At 44.9% G+C, this 18,438-nt stretch carries 19 protein-coding genes and 1 pseudogene; 2 read left to right on the top strand and 18 right to left on the bottom strand.

From position 1 onward, the window contains the following. Positions 1-72: 72 nt before the first annotated feature. The 11 genes from SporoP37_RS15305 to SporoP37_RS15255 all read right to left on the bottom strand — a co-directional run bounded on the left by SporoP37_RS15305 (position 73) and on the right by SporoP37_RS15255 (position 11,144). On the bottom strand, positions 73-1,269 hold the full coding sequence (locus SporoP37_RS15305) for a GerMN domain-containing protein (RefSeq protein ID WP_085431379.1): 1,197 nt from the start codon (positions 1,267-1,269) through the stop codon (positions 73-75). A 4-nt stretch (positions 1,270-1,273) separates the two neighbouring features. Further along, positions 1,274-1,798 carry a sigma-70 family RNA polymerase sigma factor gene (locus SporoP37_RS15300; RefSeq protein ID WP_081244493.1) on the bottom strand — a complete coding sequence of 175 codons (525 nt, stop codon included), beginning with the start codon at positions 1,796-1,798 and terminating at the stop codon, positions 1,274-1,276. 48 nt (positions 1,799-1,846) lie between these two features. Continuing rightward, positions 1,847-3,637, bottom strand: coding sequence for an ATP-binding protein (locus SporoP37_RS15295; RefSeq protein ID WP_085431378.1), 1,791 nt, complete (start codon positions 3,635-3,637; stop codon positions 1,847-1,849). Beyond that, on the bottom strand, positions 3,634-4,353 hold the full coding sequence (locus SporoP37_RS15290; RefSeq protein WP_081244491.1) for a response regulator transcription factor: 720 nt from the start codon (positions 4,351-4,353) through the stop codon (positions 3,634-3,636). Before SporoP37_RS15290 ends, SporoP37_RS15295 begins: the two co-directional genes overlap by 4 nt. 104 nt (positions 4,354-4,457) lie before the next feature. Further along, complete coding sequence (gene ccsB, locus SporoP37_RS15285) at positions 4,458-5,642, bottom strand: c-type cytochrome biogenesis protein CcsB (RefSeq protein WP_085431377.1); 1,185 nt, start codon at positions 5,640-5,642, stop codon at positions 4,458-4,460. After that, positions 5,633-7,291 carry a cytochrome c biogenesis protein ResB gene (resB, locus tag SporoP37_RS15280; protein WP_085431376.1) on the bottom strand — a complete coding sequence of 553 codons (1,659 nt, stop codon included), beginning with the start codon at positions 7,289-7,291 and terminating at the stop codon, positions 5,633-5,635. The genes ccsB and resB overlap by 10 nt, the downstream gene beginning before the upstream one ends. Positions 7,292-7,306: 15 nt before the next feature. After that, positions 7,307-7,768 carry a thiol-disulfide oxidoreductase ResA gene (gene resA, locus SporoP37_RS15275; RefSeq protein WP_443028623.1) on the bottom strand — a complete coding sequence of 154 codons (462 nt, stop codon included), beginning with the start codon at positions 7,766-7,768 and terminating at the stop codon, positions 7,307-7,309. A gap of 179 nt (positions 7,769-7,947) precedes the next feature. Further along, positions 7,948-8,679, bottom strand: a complete 732-nt coding sequence (locus SporoP37_RS15270) for a pseudouridine synthase (protein ID WP_081244487.1) — start codon at positions 8,677-8,679, stop codon at positions 7,948-7,950. A 107-nt stretch (positions 8,680-8,786) separates the two neighbouring features. Further along, the gene (locus tag SporoP37_RS15265; protein WP_099662755.1) at positions 8,787-9,782 is read right to left on the bottom strand and encodes a D-alanyl-D-alanine carboxypeptidase family protein; all 996 of its coding nucleotides are present in this window, start codon (positions 9,780-9,782) and stop codon (positions 8,787-8,789) included. A gap of 5 nt (positions 9,783-9,787) precedes the next feature. Then, a complete protein-coding gene (scpB, locus tag SporoP37_RS15260) occupies positions 9,788-10,399 on the bottom strand; it encodes an SMC-Scp complex subunit ScpB (protein ID WP_335697287.1) in 612 nt (203 codons plus the stop codon). Between the two features lie 13 nt (positions 10,400-10,412). Next, positions 10,413-11,144 (bottom strand): segregation/condensation protein A, encoded by a 732-nt coding sequence (locus SporoP37_RS15255; RefSeq protein WP_081244484.1) that lies wholly within the window; start codon positions 11,142-11,144, stop codon positions 10,413-10,415. A 27-nt stretch (positions 11,145-11,171) separates the two neighbouring features. Between SporoP37_RS15255 and SporoP37_RS17765 the strand changes: the two are divergent. Beyond that, a pseudogene (locus SporoP37_RS17765) lies at positions 11,172-11,324 on the top strand (DUF309 domain-containing protein); the annotation flags it as partial. A gap of 6 nt (positions 11,325-11,330) precedes the next feature. Beyond that, positions 11,331-11,690: a DUF309 domain-containing protein gene (locus SporoP37_RS15250; protein ID WP_232329854.1), complete on the top strand. Its 360-nt coding sequence runs from the start codon at positions 11,331-11,333 to the stop codon at positions 11,688-11,690. Here the strand turns inward: SporoP37_RS15250 and SporoP37_RS15245 are convergent. The 7 genes from SporoP37_RS15245 to SporoP37_RS15215 form a co-directional block, all read right to left on the bottom strand. Then, positions 11,687-12,061: a GNAT family N-acetyltransferase gene (locus tag SporoP37_RS15245; RefSeq protein WP_231293262.1), complete on the bottom strand. Its 375-nt coding sequence runs from the start codon at positions 12,059-12,061 to the stop codon at positions 11,687-11,689. The genes SporoP37_RS15250 and SporoP37_RS15245 overlap by 4 nt on opposite strands. Before the next feature lie 176 nt (positions 12,062-12,237). Next, on the bottom strand, positions 12,238-13,566 hold the full coding sequence (gene lysA, locus SporoP37_RS15240; RefSeq protein WP_081244482.1) for a diaminopimelate decarboxylase: 1,329 nt from the start codon (positions 13,564-13,566) through the stop codon (positions 12,238-12,240). Positions 13,567-13,653: 87 nt separating this feature from the next. Further along, positions 13,654-15,111: a spore germination protein gene (locus SporoP37_RS15235; protein ID WP_085431371.1), complete on the bottom strand. Its 1,458-nt coding sequence runs from the start codon at positions 15,109-15,111 to the stop codon at positions 13,654-13,656. Position 15,112: 1 nt separating this feature from the next. After that, a complete protein-coding gene (locus SporoP37_RS15230; protein ID WP_081244480.1) occupies positions 15,113-15,901 on the bottom strand; it encodes a SigF/SigG family RNA polymerase sporulation sigma factor in 789 nt (262 codons plus the stop codon). A 3-nt stretch (positions 15,902-15,904) separates the two neighbouring features. Beyond that, complete coding sequence (spoIIAB, locus tag SporoP37_RS15225) at positions 15,905-16,351, bottom strand: anti-sigma F factor (RefSeq protein WP_081244479.1); 447 nt, start codon at positions 16,349-16,351, stop codon at positions 15,905-15,907. Beyond that, positions 16,341-16,694, bottom strand: coding sequence for an STAS domain-containing protein (locus SporoP37_RS15220; RefSeq protein WP_231293261.1), 354 nt, complete (start codon positions 16,692-16,694; stop codon positions 16,341-16,343). Before SporoP37_RS15220 ends, spoIIAB begins: the two co-directional genes overlap by 11 nt. Before the next feature lie 441 nt (positions 16,695-17,135). Then, positions 17,136-18,431, bottom strand: coding sequence for a pyrimidine-nucleoside phosphorylase (locus tag SporoP37_RS15215; protein ID WP_085431836.1), 1,296 nt, complete (start codon positions 18,429-18,431; stop codon positions 17,136-17,138). Positions 18,432-18,438 lie beyond the last annotated feature (7 nt).

Raw genomic sequence — 18,438 nt, 5'->3', positions numbered from 1 at the left:
CAATATTTAATTATGAACCTATTATAGCGCAAAAAAACTGTTTTGTAAACTTCACAAGTCTGTAAAACAGAGTTATTCGATAATTAGAGATTTAGGATTCGCTCCAACCGGCTTTTCCAGCGGCTGGGTAAAGTCAAAACCGTTCCATTGTTTCTGCACGATTTGATCAAATTCCACCCGCTTGTCAAAACTTGCTGCTGTAAGCAAAATCCCTTCTATCAGCTGCATTGCTTCTTCGGGCTGATACTTCTCTAGATCTAGTGTTTCCGTGAATTGCACCTTCACACGGCCGGATTCCTCTAATACGGAAAAATCCACGCCTTCAGGAATTACAGTAGCATATATATCATTTGGCGTTGTTTTCATTTCATTCAATGCTTCTGTCACTGTATGAAAAGATTTGCCGAAATCGGAAGACAGGACCGCTTCCCCGTCTGATTTCACGAACAGATAGTACGCCTGCCGGGACAGAGCACCCGTTAACTTGATAGGTTCTTTTATTTCTCCCACCTGATCAAACGTAATCGGTGATCCATCTTCCTGCAGAAATTCCACCTCTTCAAATCCGTAAAATGTATCTTGCACAGACAAGTTCAGCATTTCAAGTGCCGCACTGGATACATCATAAGAATGTCCCTTCGCAAACTTCATCGTCATACGCAGACCATCTGACGATACCGCCGCATCATAGGGGTGATAATCTGAGAAGCCAAGTGATTCCTCATCTATTTTAGAAGCGTATGCATTGTATAGTGCAACAGCAGTCGGTGAAACTCCTATATCTTGACGAACTTGTTCATCTGGAATCAGGAATGTCACAGGAACGACCATTGCCTGATCTGTAATAAGTCCGATGTGGAATGCTGTATGAGAAGCTGTGTCAGCGGGATAAACGGCATAATGCGGCGCTGGTCCCATTTTGGTGTACATGGATACATCTGCGGATTCACTAGACTCGGTTTCTTCTGCGCTCTCCATTTGATTGGTTTCGCCGGAATCTTCCGTCACTGCTTTATCCATCGATACTTCAGTGTTTTGCTGAAGGAAAACAGGCACCAGGATGGTGAGCAGCAGAATCGCTGCGGCAGCCGCAATGATCGGGGGCCAATTGAATGCAGACCTTTTTTTCTCCGGTTCTTTATTTTCGGCAAGTCTTGAATCATTCTTCAGCCGATGCAAAATCTCATCTTTAGTACGCTGATCTTCTACAACCGGCATATTATGTAATCGCTTTTTTATTTCATCTTCATTCCACTTATCCGCACTCATCTCATCACCCCTCCCTCATGGATTGTACTTCCAGTTTCTCCTTCAGCGATTTGATTGCCCGATGCTGGGTCGTTTTCACTTTGCTTTCGGTCCACTCCAGAATCTCTGCTGTTTCAGCAACTGTGAGATCCTGGAAGAACCGCATCAGGATGACCATTTTCTGATCCCCTGTACATGTGTCTAATGCTTTCAGCACTTGCCGCTGCTCATCATCCGCTTCCAGCAGCTGTTCCGGCAAACGTCCGGGCGCGGTCAATTGCTGTGTCTCCCAATCAAAATGAAGATTGGTATGTTTCTTGACTGTTGACTGTTTACGGAAGTAATCAATGGAAACATTCTTTGCAATCGCAAACAGCCAAGTTTTTTCAGAACTTTTCCCTTCAAACCGGCCATATGATTTAAGAACGCGCACATACACTTCATGCATCAAATCTTCCGCCACTTCCCGGTTGCGGGTTAAATATGTCAGGAAATTAAACACGTCACGGTTATAATCTTCATATAGCCGCTGAAAAACGGAATCATCCATTCAATCCCCTCGCTCTGTACTAGTAGTCGATTCAGCAAGGATAAAGTTTCAGTTCTTTGCTGAATCAAATGGAAGTGAACAAATGAAGATGGTTCCTGACTGTTCGCCGCGTGTCGCTAAAATAGATCCATTGTGCGCTTCCATAATGTTTTTTGCAATCGCCAAACCAAGCCCGGTCCCGCCTTTTCCTCTCGTCCTCGCTTTATCCGCCTTATAAAAACGTTCAAAAACGAATGGCAGATCTTTTTCAGGAATCCCTACGCCTGTATCAGCCACTGTAATATCGAGCATTCCACCGGTACGGAACACCCCTAGCGTAACAGCTCCTCCATCTGGTGTATGGCGGATGGCATTGTCGATCAAATTGGTCAGAACTTGTTCCATACGGTCTTCGTCAGCGGTCACGAGAAGTGCTTCTGGCTCTTCAGTCTGTAAAGATAAGGTGACTTGTGCGTCTTTGGCTACTTGTGAAAATTTCGTCACCATGCGGTCGAGGAATTCCACAATCGGCAAAGGTTCTTTATACAGCTGAATATGTCCTGACTCCATTCTGGCCAGACTCAGCAAATCGGTTACGAGACGGCTCATACGTTTTGATTCGTCATGAATAATCTGAACCATTTCCATACGCTCTTCCTCACTGCTCACTACATTATCGATAATCGCTTCACTGTATCCCTGCAGCATCGAAATTGGCGTGCGCAGTTCATGCGAAACGTTCGCGATGAAATCAGAACGCAGCTTATCCAGTTTACGCTGCTCCGTCATATCACGGAACACAGCAACTGCTCCGCGGATACTGCTCTCACTGTACAGCGGGCTGATAGAGATCACATAAAACTGTCCGCCTAATTCCAGTTCATCCTCCACTTCCTCGTCAAATGAAATAGCATGTTCAAGCATATGGAACACTTCTTTTGGCAATGGATGTTCCTTTTTCTCGTTATAGCCGTACCATTTTTTCAGCAGCAGTTCTGCTTGAGGGTTTTTAAGCAGGATAGAATAGTCTTGATTAAATGTCACAACCGCGTCTGTCATCGACGTCAAGATGCTCGACAACTGTTCTTTCTCCTGCTTGATCAATTCCATATTATATTTTAGTTGACGTCCCATCTGGTTAAAAGCGGTTGCCAGCTGACCTATTTCATCTTTTTGCATGACCGGCAAATGCGTATCAAAGTTCCCTTTTGATAATTCAAAAGCGGCCTGCTTCATTTTACGCAGCGGCAGTGTTATACGTGTGGATAGGAAAAAAGCAAAAAATGTTGTCAGAAGAAATGCGATAAACGCAGAAAGGAATACAATATTCGTTGTACTTTTAGTCGTCCTGTGAACAGCATCCAAACTTTGGTACATGAGCACACTTGCCTGTTGGCCAGATGCCTGTTCATACGGATAAGAAAGAATTAAAAACTGCTCCATGACATCCGCTTCAGTCAGAGAAGGCAGTATCATTTCCTTCATTTTTTGCTTGCCGGTTTCAGGCGAATCAAATAAGCCTTTTTCCGAAAGAAGCTTTTCTTCAATCTCTTGTTTGCTGCTTGATGTGTGGAATGAATAAAGAACGTCTCCCCTTGGGTCTACCACAAGAGCATTAGTTTCCGCATCAAGAATATCTTCTATAATCTGATGTACAGAATCGGTCTTCTGTCCGCTTTGGTCGTTGACAATTTTGCTGATGGTGGCAGCTTCTCTCTGCAATGACTCTTCTGCTTGTTTCGTATGGAAGTTATCCAGAAACTCCAGCAGGAACAGTGTGACGATAAACAAGACAAAGGAAACGAGAAGCAATATGGTGGCCCATAGCTTCCCGACAATTGAATTCCATATTCTCATCATTCGTTCGGAACCTCAAACTTATACCCGACACCCCAGACAGTGACGATCATCTTTGCCGCTTTTTCAGACACACGGCTCAATTTCTCACGCAGACGTTTTACATGTGTATCGACTGTCCGCAAATCTCCGAAAAATTCGTAATGCCATACCTCTTTCAGCAATTGTTCACGGTCAAATACTTTGTCTGGTGACTTTGCAAGGAAATACAGCAATTCATATTCTTTTGGCGTCAAATTGACTTCCTTGCCTTCTGCCGTTACGCGGTGTGCATCGTGATCAATTGTTAGCTGCGGAAATACGACCAGATCTTTCGACGTCGTATTGGATGATACATTAGGAAATGAAACGGAGCGTCTTAGCATCGCTTTCACACGCAGCACGACTTCCCTCGGACTGAACGGTTTGACAATATAATCGTCTGCACCGCTCTCGAATCCGCCTACACGATCTGCCTCTTCCCCTTTCGCGGTCAAAAGAATGACAGGCGTCATCAGCTTATTCTCACGCAATTCCGCCAGCACTTCCAAACCGTCTTTCTCCGGCATCATGACATCGAGCAAAATACAGTCATATTGTTCAGTGAATGCTTTTTCAAGAGCCTCTGCTCCATCAACTGCCTCGTCAATTTCATAGCCTTCTCTGGATAAATACATATTTAACAGACGGCGGATACGATCCTCATCATCCACCACTAATAACTTCACGGTTTCTTCCACAAAACATTGCCCCTTTCGACATACTTCTGTCTCCATTGTACAATTATTACCCTCCAAATAGAAATAAAAAGACTGCATGACATTTTCTGTCATGCAGCCGTAGCTTATGCATAAGAGTGTAAACCAGCAATAATTAAGTTTACCGCAATCAAGTTGAACATAATGATGACGAAACCGATCACTGCCAGCCAAGCGGACTTCTTGCCTTCCCAACCGCGCGACAGGCGCAAGTGAAGGAATGCGGCGTAGAACAACCATGTAATGAGTGCCCACACCTCTTTCGGATCCCATCCCCAGAATCGCGACCAGGCTTCGTGCGCCCAAATCATAGCGAAAATCAATGCTCCGAGTGTAAATACAGGGAAACCGATTAATACCGAACGATAGCCGATCTCATCCATTAGTTGAGAGTTTGCCTTCTTCGCGAGTGGCTGGAAAACCGCAGCAATCGGCTTGCGCGCAATTAACCGCAGCAGCAAATAAAGAACTGAACCTACTGCAATTGACCACACTAGTGAGGATAACTTCTGCGCGTTGATGATAGGCGGCATTTCTACCCATGGCGTCATAGTATCCGGTGTCATCGCTTCATATTCATTCATTCCGAATAACGGAGGAACATGATACGTGATTTCGGCAGGCGCTTCATTTTTATCAATATACGTGAATTCTGCTTCATAATTCATTACTTTGAATGTAGTTGATGTGACAACAAAACCAAGAACCAGAATCAGTGTATACATCACTGCTTCAATCCAAAAACGTGATTTAGATTTCTTTGTCATATCAATATTTTTCACCAGGAATACCAGTCCCGCGATCGCACTGATTGCCAGTATCGACTCTCCGATAACCGTTGTAATTACATGAATGAATAACCATTTACTTTGCAGTGCTGGGATCAACGGCGTGACCTCTGTCGGGAACATCGTTGCATAGGAGATAATAATAATCGCAATCGGCAGCGCAAATAATCCAAGTGACGGTGTTCGGTATATAATATACAATAAAATGAACGCCCCCACTAGCATCATGCCAAATGCAGTTGTGAACTCGAACATATTACTGAGAGGTGCATGGCCTGAAGCGCCCCACCGTGTGAAAAAATAGCCTAAATGAGACAGGAAACCGATGATTGTAATCACAAGACCGATTGTGCCCCACTTACTGTTTTGATAGGCTTTTTCTGTTTTTGACTTTTTAATAGCCCCTCCAAAAAACAATGTTGCCACCAAATAAGCAACAAATGAAACCAATAATAAATTACTGCTTATGGTAATTAAGTCCATATCTCTTCGTCCCCTTCCTGTTCCGGCTTGTCCAACTCAGGATCCTGACGATCTATATAAGCAGGCAAGTCTGCAGACTCCCGTAATTTATCCAGTTCTTTACGTAAAGAAAACCAGTTTTTATTCGTGTGAGCTGCAATCAATAGGTGTCCTTCTGCATCCTCTTGAATCCAGATTCTGCGATGCTGCCAGTACATACCTTGAATGACGCCGATCATGAAGATCAGACCGCCAAGTAACAGAATATACAATGTTTTGTCTTTCCGAATCGTAAGACCTGAAATATTGCGGGTTTCAGCAGAGGCAAACTTAATAGCGTAGTCGTTTTCTTCCACTTCAAGCGTTTGACGGATCGCGACAAAACTTTTTTCACCTTCTGGTTTATCTGGTGTGTTCATCTGAAATATGAATGCCGGATTATTCGGAACCGGTGACTTCGAAAACGGTTCACCATCTTTAATCCCGTCATAGTCCGGATAAAAACCGAGCATATTAACTGATGAGCCATTGCCAAGATCGTATTCTTTTTCCGGATCACTTAAATTAACAGTGAATTCCCCTAAAGATTCTTCAGAAGATTTATTGACCAAGTTAAACGTCATACTTTTCAGTTCGTTCAGCTTATAATCCATCTGGAACACATTATAGCCGTCAAATTTCAATGGTTTGTTTACAACAATCGGATAATCCTTTACTTTTGTCAGACTTTCACTGCCGGGCAGAGCATTTTCATCCTGCTTATAGAGTGTGACATCTGTTTTATACGTTTTGGCAATCGTGCCGACTTTATCCAAAGCTTCACCGAATACTTCTTCCGCTTCTTCTTTGGAATAGTTTTCTAATGTAAATTTCTTGTTTTCCAGTACATATCCCGGCGCACCGACGATATTTCGTGTCTCACCTTCACGAAGCCACATCGCTTCATCAACATAGAAGCCCGGAATACCTCTCAACAGTACGCCGATGAAGAATATAATCAGCCCTGTGTGGTTTACATACGGACCCCACCGTGAGAAGCGGTGTTTTTCAGCTAATATTGCACCATTTTCAGTTTTCACATTATAGCGCAGAGCTTTCAGCTTTTCTTCTGCTTTCGCTAATGATTCTGCCGTATTTTGAACATTGCCTGCTCCGTAAATCCGCTGACGCCTCATAAATGAAGGATGACGGCGCGTGCGCTGCTTTTTAAGAGACTTATACAGCGGTACGACCCGGTCAATACTTGCGATAATGATAGATGTGGCAAGCATAAAGATCAGAACTTTAAACCACCAGCTGTTATACATATCGTAAAACCCGAGCTGATAATACAATTTACCTGCCGTGCCATACAGGCGCTCATAGTATTCAAGATACCCTTCTGGCGTAGTGGCGGGCACATAGAATTTCTGCGGGAAAATGGTTCCGATTGCAGAAGCGATCAGCACTGCCGCAATGATGCCGACCCCAATTTTTACACTGGAGAAGAAATTCCATATTTTATCGATTATGGAGCTTTTATATGTTTGGGATCTCCTCGAAGACCCTTCATAACGCATATCTACAATATCACTTTTCTTTGCCTTTTCAGACAAGGGCCGTCCGCACTTTTCACAAAGCTCTGTACCATAAGGATTTTCATGCCCGCATTGGCATATGATTTTGCTCATTGAGTAACAATCTCCTTACTTTGGTTGTATGCTTTCTAAATACTCGATAATTTGCTGTTCTGTCATTCCTTGCTTAATAACTTTTGTAATCTTCCCTTCAGGGTTGATCAGAAAAGTCGTTGGCAATGGTTTGATATTGTACAAGTCCATAACTGTTTTGTTCTTATCCCACAGCATCGGGAATGAAAGGTTCATATCATCTCTGAACAGTTCTACCTTCACTTTCGGCTCTCCAACGTTCACCGTCAGGATATGTACACCTTTCGCCTCGAAGTCTTTGTAAAGATCCTCCATGTGAGGCATCTCCTTTTTACAAGGCGGACACCAAGTGCCCCAGAAATTAAGAAATACACCCTCGCCTTTATAATCGGACAGACGATGTGCGTTGCCTTCCAAATCCACAAGTTCAAAATCAGGCGCTGTATCACCTTCAGCCAAGACTTTCACTTTATCTTTTGAAGCAATTGCGTAGACCATGACCGCTGCTAAAATTAATAGAAGGGCTGCTCTGCTAATCAGCCTGACAGTCTTTTTATTTCTTTTTTTGGCCAATCATGTAACCTCCTGTCTATTTCACGTGCCAACCGCTATTATACCAAAACGAAAATTCAGTTGACACCGCACTAGTGATAGGTTTGTGAACTTTTGACGTTTTCTCAGCCGATTTTTCCTGTTTCAGCCAGAACACGTAATTGTTTCAGTTCATGTGTTGTTAATTCCCGAGCTTCCCCTGCATTCAATCCGCGTGTCGTTAAGTTAGCAAACTCTTCACGCTTTAGTTTTTGCACAGGACAGCCAATCGCGTCAAACATTCTGCGCACTTGACGATTCCGCCCTTCGTGAATGGTAATTTCTACAATTGCGGTATTCGTCTTTTTATCCACAGTTGTCATTTTGACATGAGCCGGAGCGGTTTTACCGTCTTCAAGCTCAATACCTGTTTCCAGCTTTTTCAGGTTCTCGCGTGACGGGATTCCTTTCACTTTGGCTACATATTTCTTTTTGATCTCAAACTTAGGGTGCGTCATCAAATAGGAGAAGTCTCCGTCATTTGTGAGCAGCAGCACGCCCGATGTGTCATAATCCAGTCTGCCGACAGGGAAAATACGCTGACTCACTTCCGGCACCAGATCGATCACCGTTTTACGTCCTTTTTCATCATCCACAGTTGAAATATAGCCTCGTGGTTTATAAAGCAGATAATAAACAGGTGTTTCCTTCGTCAATTGAACGCCTTCCACTTCAATTGTGTCCATTCTGCTAACTTTAGTGCCAAGTTCCGTTACTACTTTACCATTTACTTTAACCAGGCCGTCCAAGATCAGTTTTTCTGATTTTCTTCGTGAAGCAATGCCGGCCTGTGCCAATACCTTTTGTAATCTTTCCATGGGTTCCTCCTTGATGTTACATACTGAAAAAATTATGTCACACTTTGGGCTAAATGAAAAGAAGACTGACCTGTAGAGGCCAATCTTCAAAATAGTATGTTTTCTATTCATTTTTCTGTTTCGATATCGACCGCTATTGTCTTGATTGGTGCAGTCCCTAAATATATAGACCAATAACCTTTCTTCTGCTTCCCGTCTGTTTGGGGAATTTGCAGCACATTGGACAGCAACTTTTTTTCTTCTTTGTTTACGAGAAGTTTAACTGTCTGATCCAGTTTCGCAGTCATGTGAGGAAATACTTGATAACGTCCTTTTTTCACTGCCGTAGACAATTGATACTCGGAGAACACTTGCTGAGACAGCTGTTTATGCACTTGCCAGTCGTTGCCATTATTCAGTGTGACAACAATGACTGATTTTCCGTCTTTTTCAAAATAAGTTGCCAGTGTTCGTCCGGCAGCTTTCGTGAAACCTGTTTTGCCTGCGATCGCTGTTGGCTCAGATAGTACCAGCCTGTGCTTATTCTGCCAGCTGTTTTTACCTTGCTCTGTTTCAAACGGATAATTTACAGTGGATGCGATTTTTCTGAACTCGGGATTCTTCATTCCAAAATACAGCATTTTTGCCGTATCATACGCCGAAGACAGGTGATGTTCTGCATGAAGACCGGACGGATTCGTAAAGTACGTCTGTTCCAGGCCGTGACTGCGCGCCTTTTCATTCATCAAGTAGACAAACCCCTCGAGCGACCCCCCGGCATGTTCAGCCAGTGCCTGTGCCGCATCATTTCCTGAGCGGAGCATTAGGCCATACAGTAAGTCCCTGGTACTTCTTGTCTGACCCGCCTCCAAATAAATTGATGATCCTTCCGCTGTGGCCGCCTGATGTGAGATGACAGTGTCTTGATCATCCGGCTGTATATCTAAAAACGTGTATGCAGTCCACATTTTCGTCAGACTCGCGATAGGCAGCGGATAATGCTCATTTTCGCCCATCAGCAATCTGCCGGTCTCTCCGTCTATCACTGCATAAGAAGATCCTGCAGCCTGACTGCTAAGGGGATTCAACAGCAGAGATATTATCAGTAGAACGATGATCGTCATCTTTTTCAAGCATCATGTCCTCCTTCTTCGGTAATGGAAAACGCTTCCTGGAATTTCGTCATGAATAAATCCGTATCTTCCGAAGACTCCTGTTCTTCATCTAATGACAGCGGAGGCATATCCGCAAGAGAAGCCAGTCCAAAGCGGTCAAGAAAGAAATCCGTGGTGCCGTATAAAATAGGCCGCCCCGGTCCTTCCATGCGACCCACTTCCTCCACAAACCCTTTGCCTGCCAATGAAGACAGCGCCCGTTCTGACTTTACTCCCCGCAGGTCATCGATCTCTACGCGCGTCACAGGCTGTTTGTAGGCAATAATGGCAAGCACCTCGAGTGCAGCCTGTGTAAATGTAGAAGGTTTCGGATCTTCCAGCATTCGCTTGATGTCGTCAGCCCATTCACTTTTTGTCATGAGGCGCCAGCTCCCGCCATAACTTTTTACAGTAATGCCGCGTGTAATGTCTTCATCATATTTTTGTTGCAGCGTCATGACAATATGTTCCGCCCGCTCTTCGTCACACTCCAATAATGCTGCAAGCTGTGCAAGTGTCAATCCTTCCTCACCCGCGACGAATAAAAAACTTTCAGTCATCCCGATGAAACGTGGTTCTATGTCCATTCCCCTCATCCCTTCACATCAATGAGATTCGTAATTCTTCAAAATTACGGCTTTGACGCACTGTCACTTCCTGTAACTTCATCAGCTCCAGCAGAGACAAAAATGTCAGCACGAGTTCTGGCACGCTCGCCGTGTCAAAAAGCGCATGAAACTCACATTCCCCGCCGCTCAATTCCAGCTTGCTCATGATGACAGACATCTTATCGCCGACAGACTGCTCTGATTTTGTTATACTCGCTGTCAGGGGCAGCCGCAGTTTCTTCCGGTGCAGCATCTTTTGAAATGCGCCGATCAAGTCAAAGACATTCAGCTGTTCTTCTGTTTCCGCCATCACCGGTTCACCGTATTCGGTCAGATCTTCCGGTTCTTTTGTAAAGTGCTCATCCCGGTGTGCTGCAGATTCGCGGAGAGAATGGGCCGCTTCTTTGTATTTGCGATATTCCACCAGCCGTGCAATCAGTTCTTCCCGCGGATCTTCTTCATAGCCGAATTCTTCGATGAATGTTTCTTCTTCATTGACAGGCAGCAGCATTTTGCTTTTTATCTCGAGAAGAGTTGCTGCCAGCACAAGATATTCGCTTAACTCATCTAGTTGAAGAACGCGCATGGCGTGCAGATGTTCTATGTATTGCTGTGTCAGCTCCGCCATGGGGATGTCATAAATATCGATTTCGAGCCGGTTGATCAAATGCAGCAATAAATCAAGCGGACCTTCGAAGACTTCCAGTTTCACACTATAACTCATTTTACCTACCTACCTTATCAGAAAGGAATGTATTGTATGCACCCTTACTATCATCCTCTGTTTCTACAGTTTATTGTGTATTTCAATGACAATCAAGATTATTTTGAATGCCATGAAGTGCTTGAGGAATATTGGAAAGAACAAGAAGATTTTTCAAAGGATCATCCTTTGACAGGCTACATTCTCATGGCTACAGGATTATATCACTGGCGCAGAGGAAATATCGCTGGCGCATCTCGCACCCTGAATAAAGCATTAGTGCGCTTTCGTGAGATGCCTGTACAGTTCAGCGACTACCTGGAAGAAGTGGCTCTTGATGAAGTCATCGATCAGCTGGAATACTGCCTCACCCGCATAGAATCAGGTGCCGGCTTCCGTTCATTTCAGCTGCCGGTTTCCCGCGGGCTGCAGATGGAAGCAGACAATTTCAAGCCGCAGCTCTCCCTGCTGCCAAAAGACAGCGCGTCCGTCATTCATAAACATATGCAGCGGGACCGGTCTGATATTCTCTTACAACGTGAAGAAAAGAAGAAGGGCAGCCGTTAAAGATCTGCGCCTTCTTCTTTTCGTAGACAACTCTGTATAAAAGGTTCGGTGAAATCTGTTCCCTGACAGCTATATCCTGGATAAATCTCCCGCAATTCCATCATCATCTTATACGCGATGCCTTCCCCGCGGAATGACGGATTTACGGAAATATGCTGAACGGTATATATCTTGGCTTCATCATCCGTTTCCACACCGATTAATCCGATATAGTCTTCTGATTCTTTATAAAGAAACAGCTGCCACTGTTCATTGCAAATATATTGCTGAACAGTTTCTTGTAATTTGCATAACATTTTTTCACTAGGGATATAAGATAAAAAGCCCATAGCAATTTTCTCTTGTGCTTTCTTAAAGCGAATAAGATTCAATAGTAACCCCTTCTTTTCAGAAATCCTTTGTACAGTCTACACCAATCCTACGCTAACTTCAACCCGCGCTTATTTAAAGCGCGGATCAATCACCGGAACGACGAAATACCAATAGATGACTCCCCAGATAACCGCCATGCCTACAATGGAGATAAATAGAATGATGTTTTTCTTTCTCATGAGAAACTTCCTTTTTCATCCGGCTGCAGCGGAAGATCTAATTTAATAATGTCTTCATATGTTTCACGTCTGACTGCCAGCTGGTGCCTTCCTTTTTCCGCGAACACAACAGCAGGACGCGGCAATCGATTGTAGTTGCTGGCCATCGAGTAGGTGTATGCGCCTGTACAAAAGACCGCCAACAGATCACCGGTCTCCACTTGCGGCAGCGCGGCCTGTTCAATCAGTTTGTCACCCGACTCACAGCATTTTCCCGCCACGGTCCATAGCCGGTCATGCGGTTCATTCATCCGGTTGGCCAGCGCACTGGAATAGGGTGCATCGTATAAAGCCGGACGAATATTATCAGACATACCGCCATCCACCGCTACGTATGTACGCACGCCCGGCACATCTTTTGTGCTGCCTGCGGAATAAATCGTTGTTCCCGCATCGCCGACAAGTGAACGGCCGGGCTCAATCCAAATTTGCGGAATCGGATATTCGCTTTCCTCCGCCATGCTTTTTACCACATCAGCCATTTCTTCCACATAAACAGCCGGCTCAAGGGGCGTATCTTCTTCTGTATAGCGAATACCGAAACCGCCGCCTAAATTCAAGACAGGACAGATAAACTGATAGTCTTTTCGCCACTCTGCCATTCTTTCCATCAGCACTTCTGCTGCGAAACGAAACGCATCAGTTTCAAAAATCTGTGATCCGATATGACAGTGCATACCAAGAAAACGGATATATTCATGATCATACAATGCCAAAAATGCCTGATCTGTTTGACCATTTTTCAAATCAAAACCGAATTTTGAGTCTTCCTGGCCTGTTGTAATATAATCATGAGTATGCGCCTCAATGCCCGGCGTTACGCGAATTAATACATTCATGGACTGCTCGCGTTTTTCAGCTATTTCTTTAATAAGATCGATTTCCAAGAAATTATCAACTACAATACAGCCGATTTCCTCGTCAAACGCATACTCAATTTCTTCACGGCTTTTATTATTGCCGTGGAAATGAATCCGTTCACGCGGGAATCCTGCTGCTGCCGCAGTAAACAATTCTCCGCCTGATACTACATCCAGAGAGAGTCCCTGCTGATCTGCCAGCTGATACATGGCAATCGAAGAGAACGCCTTGCTTGCATAGGCAACCTGGGCGTCAATATTTTTTCTCTCAAACGTTTCTTTGAACGCCTGCGCGCGCGATTTAATTAATTCCGTATCGTACACCATGACAGGTGTCCCGTATTGTGATGCCAGTTCAGTAACGTCTACTCCGCCAATTGTCAGGTGGCCGTTTTCATTCACGGCCTGTGTTCCATAAAGATGCATGTCCCAAACCCCTCCCGAATTCTCTCAGATAACTTTATCACAAGAAGACGGATAGTGGCAACGGCATGCAAGAATCAGAACAACGGCTTACGACATCCTGTCACGATTCGGTGAATCTGTAATGAACGGCCGAGGGTCATCGATTGTCATAGGGAAACGAATTAAGACACGCAGCATCGCTTTCGGGAAGAACGGGGTAAACGGCCACAAATACGGCACATTCATTGGCTTTAAAGAACACAGATAGTAATAAATTACAGCAGACGCAATGAAAAAGCCGGGAGCGCCAAGCAGTGCCGTCGAAACCAATAAGAAAATACGGAATACTTTTGTTGTGATGCTTAATTCAAATGAAGGTATCGCAAATGTCAAAATTGCACTGACTGCCACATACAGCACGACTTCCGAAGAAAATAACCCCACGTCAATCGCCACTTGCCCGATGACGATCGCGGCGACTAGCCCCATTGCGGTAGACAGCGGTGTCGGCGTATGAATCGCTGCCATACGCAGTATTTCAATACCGACATCCGCCAGCATCAGCTGCACGAACAGAGGGACTTCCCCCCATTCATTTGGTCCGATATACTTAATTGCCTCCGGAACGAAATGTTTTTCCGTCGACAGCAAATACCAGAACGGCAGCATGACGAGACTGAAAAATGTTCCCGTAAAACGCACCAGACGAATGAATGTCCCAATCAGCGGCGCCTGCCTGTACTCTTCCGCGTGCTGAAGATGATGGACGAGTGTGACAGGCACCAATATGACCGAAGGCGATGTATCAACGATAATCGCGATATGACCTTCGAGCAGATGCGCTGCGCAAATATCGGCACGTTCGGTATAACGGACAAACGGCATCGGATGAAAGCCTTGTTTGAATAGAAATTCTTCCAGTGATTTATCGGTCATCGTCAGTCCGTCCGTTTTTAACTGATCAAGACGTTGTCTGACAAAATCCAAATGCTCTTCATTGGCAGCACCTTTCAAAAAGGCGATCGCGATATCCGTTTTGCCTTTTACAGACGTTTCGTGCATTTCAAAACGCAGTTCCGTTGCCCGCAAACGTCTGCGGATCAATGATGTGTTCATCAGAATATTTTCTGTAAAACCATCTCTTGAACCGCGTATAACTTTTTCCGTATCGGGTTCTTCAGGATTTCTCCCTGGGTATGAACGCACATCCAGCGCAAATGTAAAACCGTCTTTCATGACAAAGACAGCTAAACCGCTCAGTATTACTTTGGCAAGCGAATCTTCGTCTTTTACTATTTCCAGCGCATGATACGGGAAGTAATCCATCAAAGCCTTGTCAATATTTTCGTCAGTGTTACTTGTATACAATTCATTGCGGTACTGCATTTCTGTCAGTAAGGTTGTTAAGACCTCTCCATCTACTAAACCGTTCATATACAGAAGTAGTATCTCTCTATCCCACAGGTGGATCAGCCGTTTGGTCGCATCAAATGTTTCGTCTTCGCCAAACTGGCTGATGAACCACCGTTCCCCTTCTCGTATAGACGTAAATAGATTTTCGGTCAAATTATGGTCTCCTCACCTTCTCGAGTGCTTCTTCCGCATCCGCACCCATCCAAGTTTTCATTTGTGATAAAATCTTCTTTTCCAAACGTGATACTTGCACTTGCGATATTCCGATCCGTTTGGCAATATCACTTTGTGTGTAGTCAAGATAGTAACGCATATAGATGATCGTCTGATCGCGTTTATTCAAGCGTGTAATCACATCGCGCAACGGAATATGGTCGAAGACGCGTTCCGAGCGGTCGTCACGGAGCTGATCCATCAGTGTCAGACTGTCGCCGTCACTTTCATACAGCTGTTCATTGAGAGAAGCAGGGTCCCGCAGTGCATCAGACGCCAAAATAATGTCTTCCAGCTTCACTTCCAGCACTTCCGCCACTTCTGAGATTGACGGTGAACGGCCATTTTTCTTAATAAAGTCATCCGTTGCGTGACGTATCTTATAACTCAGTTCCCGGATTGTCCGGCCGACTTTCACCATGCCGTCATCGCGGAGATACCGCTGAATTTCCCCTACAATCATCGGTACTGCATACGTTGAAAACTTCACTTCATACGAAAGATCGAACTTATCTATTGATTTCATCAAGCCGATACAGCCAATTTGAAATAAATCTTCTAAATCCGCACCACGCGAAGCGAAGCGTTGAACGATGGACCATACCAGTCTCGTATTTCCTTCCACCATCATTCGTCTGGCTTCTTTGTCACCCGCTTGTGATTCTTTGATGAGCTCCCGCATTTTTTCTTGTGACAATAGAGCGTGTTGCTTCTCAACAGATGCTTCCATACGTCACCTCATTCTACTTACTTCTGTGACGGGAGAAAAACTCTTCTCAAACGTCACGATAGTCCCGTTTCCAAGGGTAGAATCTACACGGATACAATCCGAGAAACTTTCCATAATGGTAAAGCCCATACCCGAACGCTCCATTTGCGGCTTGGTTGTAAACATCGGCTCCATCGCTTGCTCTACGTCGAATATTCCCATGCCTTCATCTTCGACAGTCATTTTCACAGAGCGGTCGTCAATCGTCGCGCGGATGGTTACCATGCTTTTACCGTCACATTCATAGCCATGAATAATCGCATTGGTGACAGCTTCTGAAACGATTGTTTTGAATTCTGACAGTTCTTCCAGCGTCGGATCCAGCGGGGCAATAAAGCAAGTAAGCGCCATCCTTGCAAGCGCCTCATTTTGTTCTATCGCCAGAAACGATAAGGTCAATTCATTTTTCATGTACAACCCCTCCGATTTCGTCGATTGCTTCTTCGACTGTACAGTTTCTGATGGCATCACCCAGTCCTGAGAATTGGAATAGTTTCTCCATTGTCGGAGAAGGGTTCAATATAAGTGTTTCTCCATTGACGGGGACGAGGTCGCGCATTCTTCCGAGTATGAGTCCGATTCCTGCGCTGTCCATGAATCCCAATTGACATAGGTCCCAGATGATAGCACGTGTACTTCCTGTGAATATAGCGGTAGATACTTCTTCTCTAATTTGATTGGCTTCGTGATTGTCCAATTCACCTGCGAGTGTGATTAGCACGATGCCATTTTCCAGTTGTGTAATAGTTGCCATTTGTGGATACGCCTCCTTCATGAAGGCATTGTCGCACATTTAGAACCCATATCCTTTAGTTTTGACAAAACTAGTCATCCATCCCTAAAACTTCTTACGTTGTGACAGAGATTTTTTAAGAAGATGCCACTCGGAAATGACCATGACCGCAATTACAGTTCAGGAAAAAGCATCATGTAAAACTACGTCACCGTTTGTTCTATCCCTTTCCAATTGAAGTGCTTTGCAGGCGGACAGCGAAGTAATGTGAACAGGCCAGGCAGTCCTTGGCGAACGATTCGCCGTCGTCTGAGCATCATCAGCGACGTTATATCATCACTCCCGCCGGGCTACACAAGAGTATGTACAGTCAAAATCGTTTTTACACATAGACAACAAAAAAGCCATGTGTTCTGAAAGGTTCAATTTCCTGAAACCTTTCAGACACATGGCTTTTCTGTATTACAATGAATATATTAAAGGCGGTGCCGCTGTTTTCTCTGATGATATATGCATATGTTCCTTAAGAAGATTTATTGAATCTTCTGCGTGCTGTTTGTTGGTATGCAGTATGGCGAGCGCTTCTCCTTTTTCCACATAGTCACCAATTTTCTTGCACAGCACAATTCCGACAGCCAAATCAATTACGTCTTCTTTCGTCGCACGCCCTGCGCCCAAGAGCATTGCGGCTACCCCTACTTCGTCAGCGTCGATTGCCGATACATAGCCGCTCTTTACAGCAGGAACCTCGATCTGATACCGGGCTTGCGGCAACAGACTCGTGTTATCCACCACGTCTGCATTGCCGCCCTGTGCTTTGATCAGCGAACCGAACAAACGCAGCGCATCTCCATTTTCCATGACAGTCTGTAATTGTGCGCGGGCATCTTCTTCGATTTTCGCTTTGTTTGCAGCGAGCAGCATTTTACTGCCGAGCACCAGACAGAGCTCTGTCAAATCAGCCGGACCTTTTCCTTTCAGCGTATCAATCGCCTCTTTTACTTCAAGCGCGTTTCCAATTGCAAATCCGAGCGGCTGACTCATATCCGAAATGACTGCACTTGTATTTCGGCCGACTTCATTGCCGATCGCCGTCATGGCGTCAGCTAGCTGCTTTGAGTCTTCCAGCGTCTTCATGAATGCTCCGGCACCGGTTTTCACATCCAATACAATAGCGTCCGCACCCGCCGCAAGCTTTTTACTCATAATAGAGCTCGCGATAAGCGGAATGCTGTTTACTGTCGCTGTGACATCCCGCAGCGCGTACAGCTTTTTATCTGCCGGCGTTAAATTGCCGCTTTGTCCAATGACAGCGATTTTCAAATCATTCACTTGCTGAATAAATTGTTCGGTTGAAATTTCTACATGGAAACCTTCAATCGCCTCCAGCTTATCAAGCGTTCCCCCGGTATGACCGAGACCGCGGCCGCTCATTTTAGCAACGGGCACACCGCATGCAGCCACAAGAGGTGCGAGAATTAGCGTCGTTGTATCTCCTACGCCGCCGGTAGAGTGTTTATCCACTTTCACGCCTTCTATAGCAGACAGATCAATCTGATCGCCTGATTCCGACATAGCCATCGTCAAATGACCTTGTTCTTCCGCTGTCATTTTTCGGAAATAAATGGCCATCAGAAAGGCGCTTGCCTGGTAATCAGGAATTGTGCCGTCAGTATATCCTGTCACGAAAAACTCAATTTCTTGTTTGGACAGTTCTTCGCCGTCACGCTTTTTTTCAATGATATCTACCATACGCATCATGATG

Source organism: Sporosarcina sp. P37, from assembly GCF_002109365.1.
Taxonomy (GTDB): domain Bacteria; phylum Bacillota; class Bacilli; order Bacillales_A; family Planococcaceae; genus Sporosarcina.
Note: the sequence above shows the minus strand (reverse complement) of the source record. Positions and strands in the feature narration are given on the sequence as shown.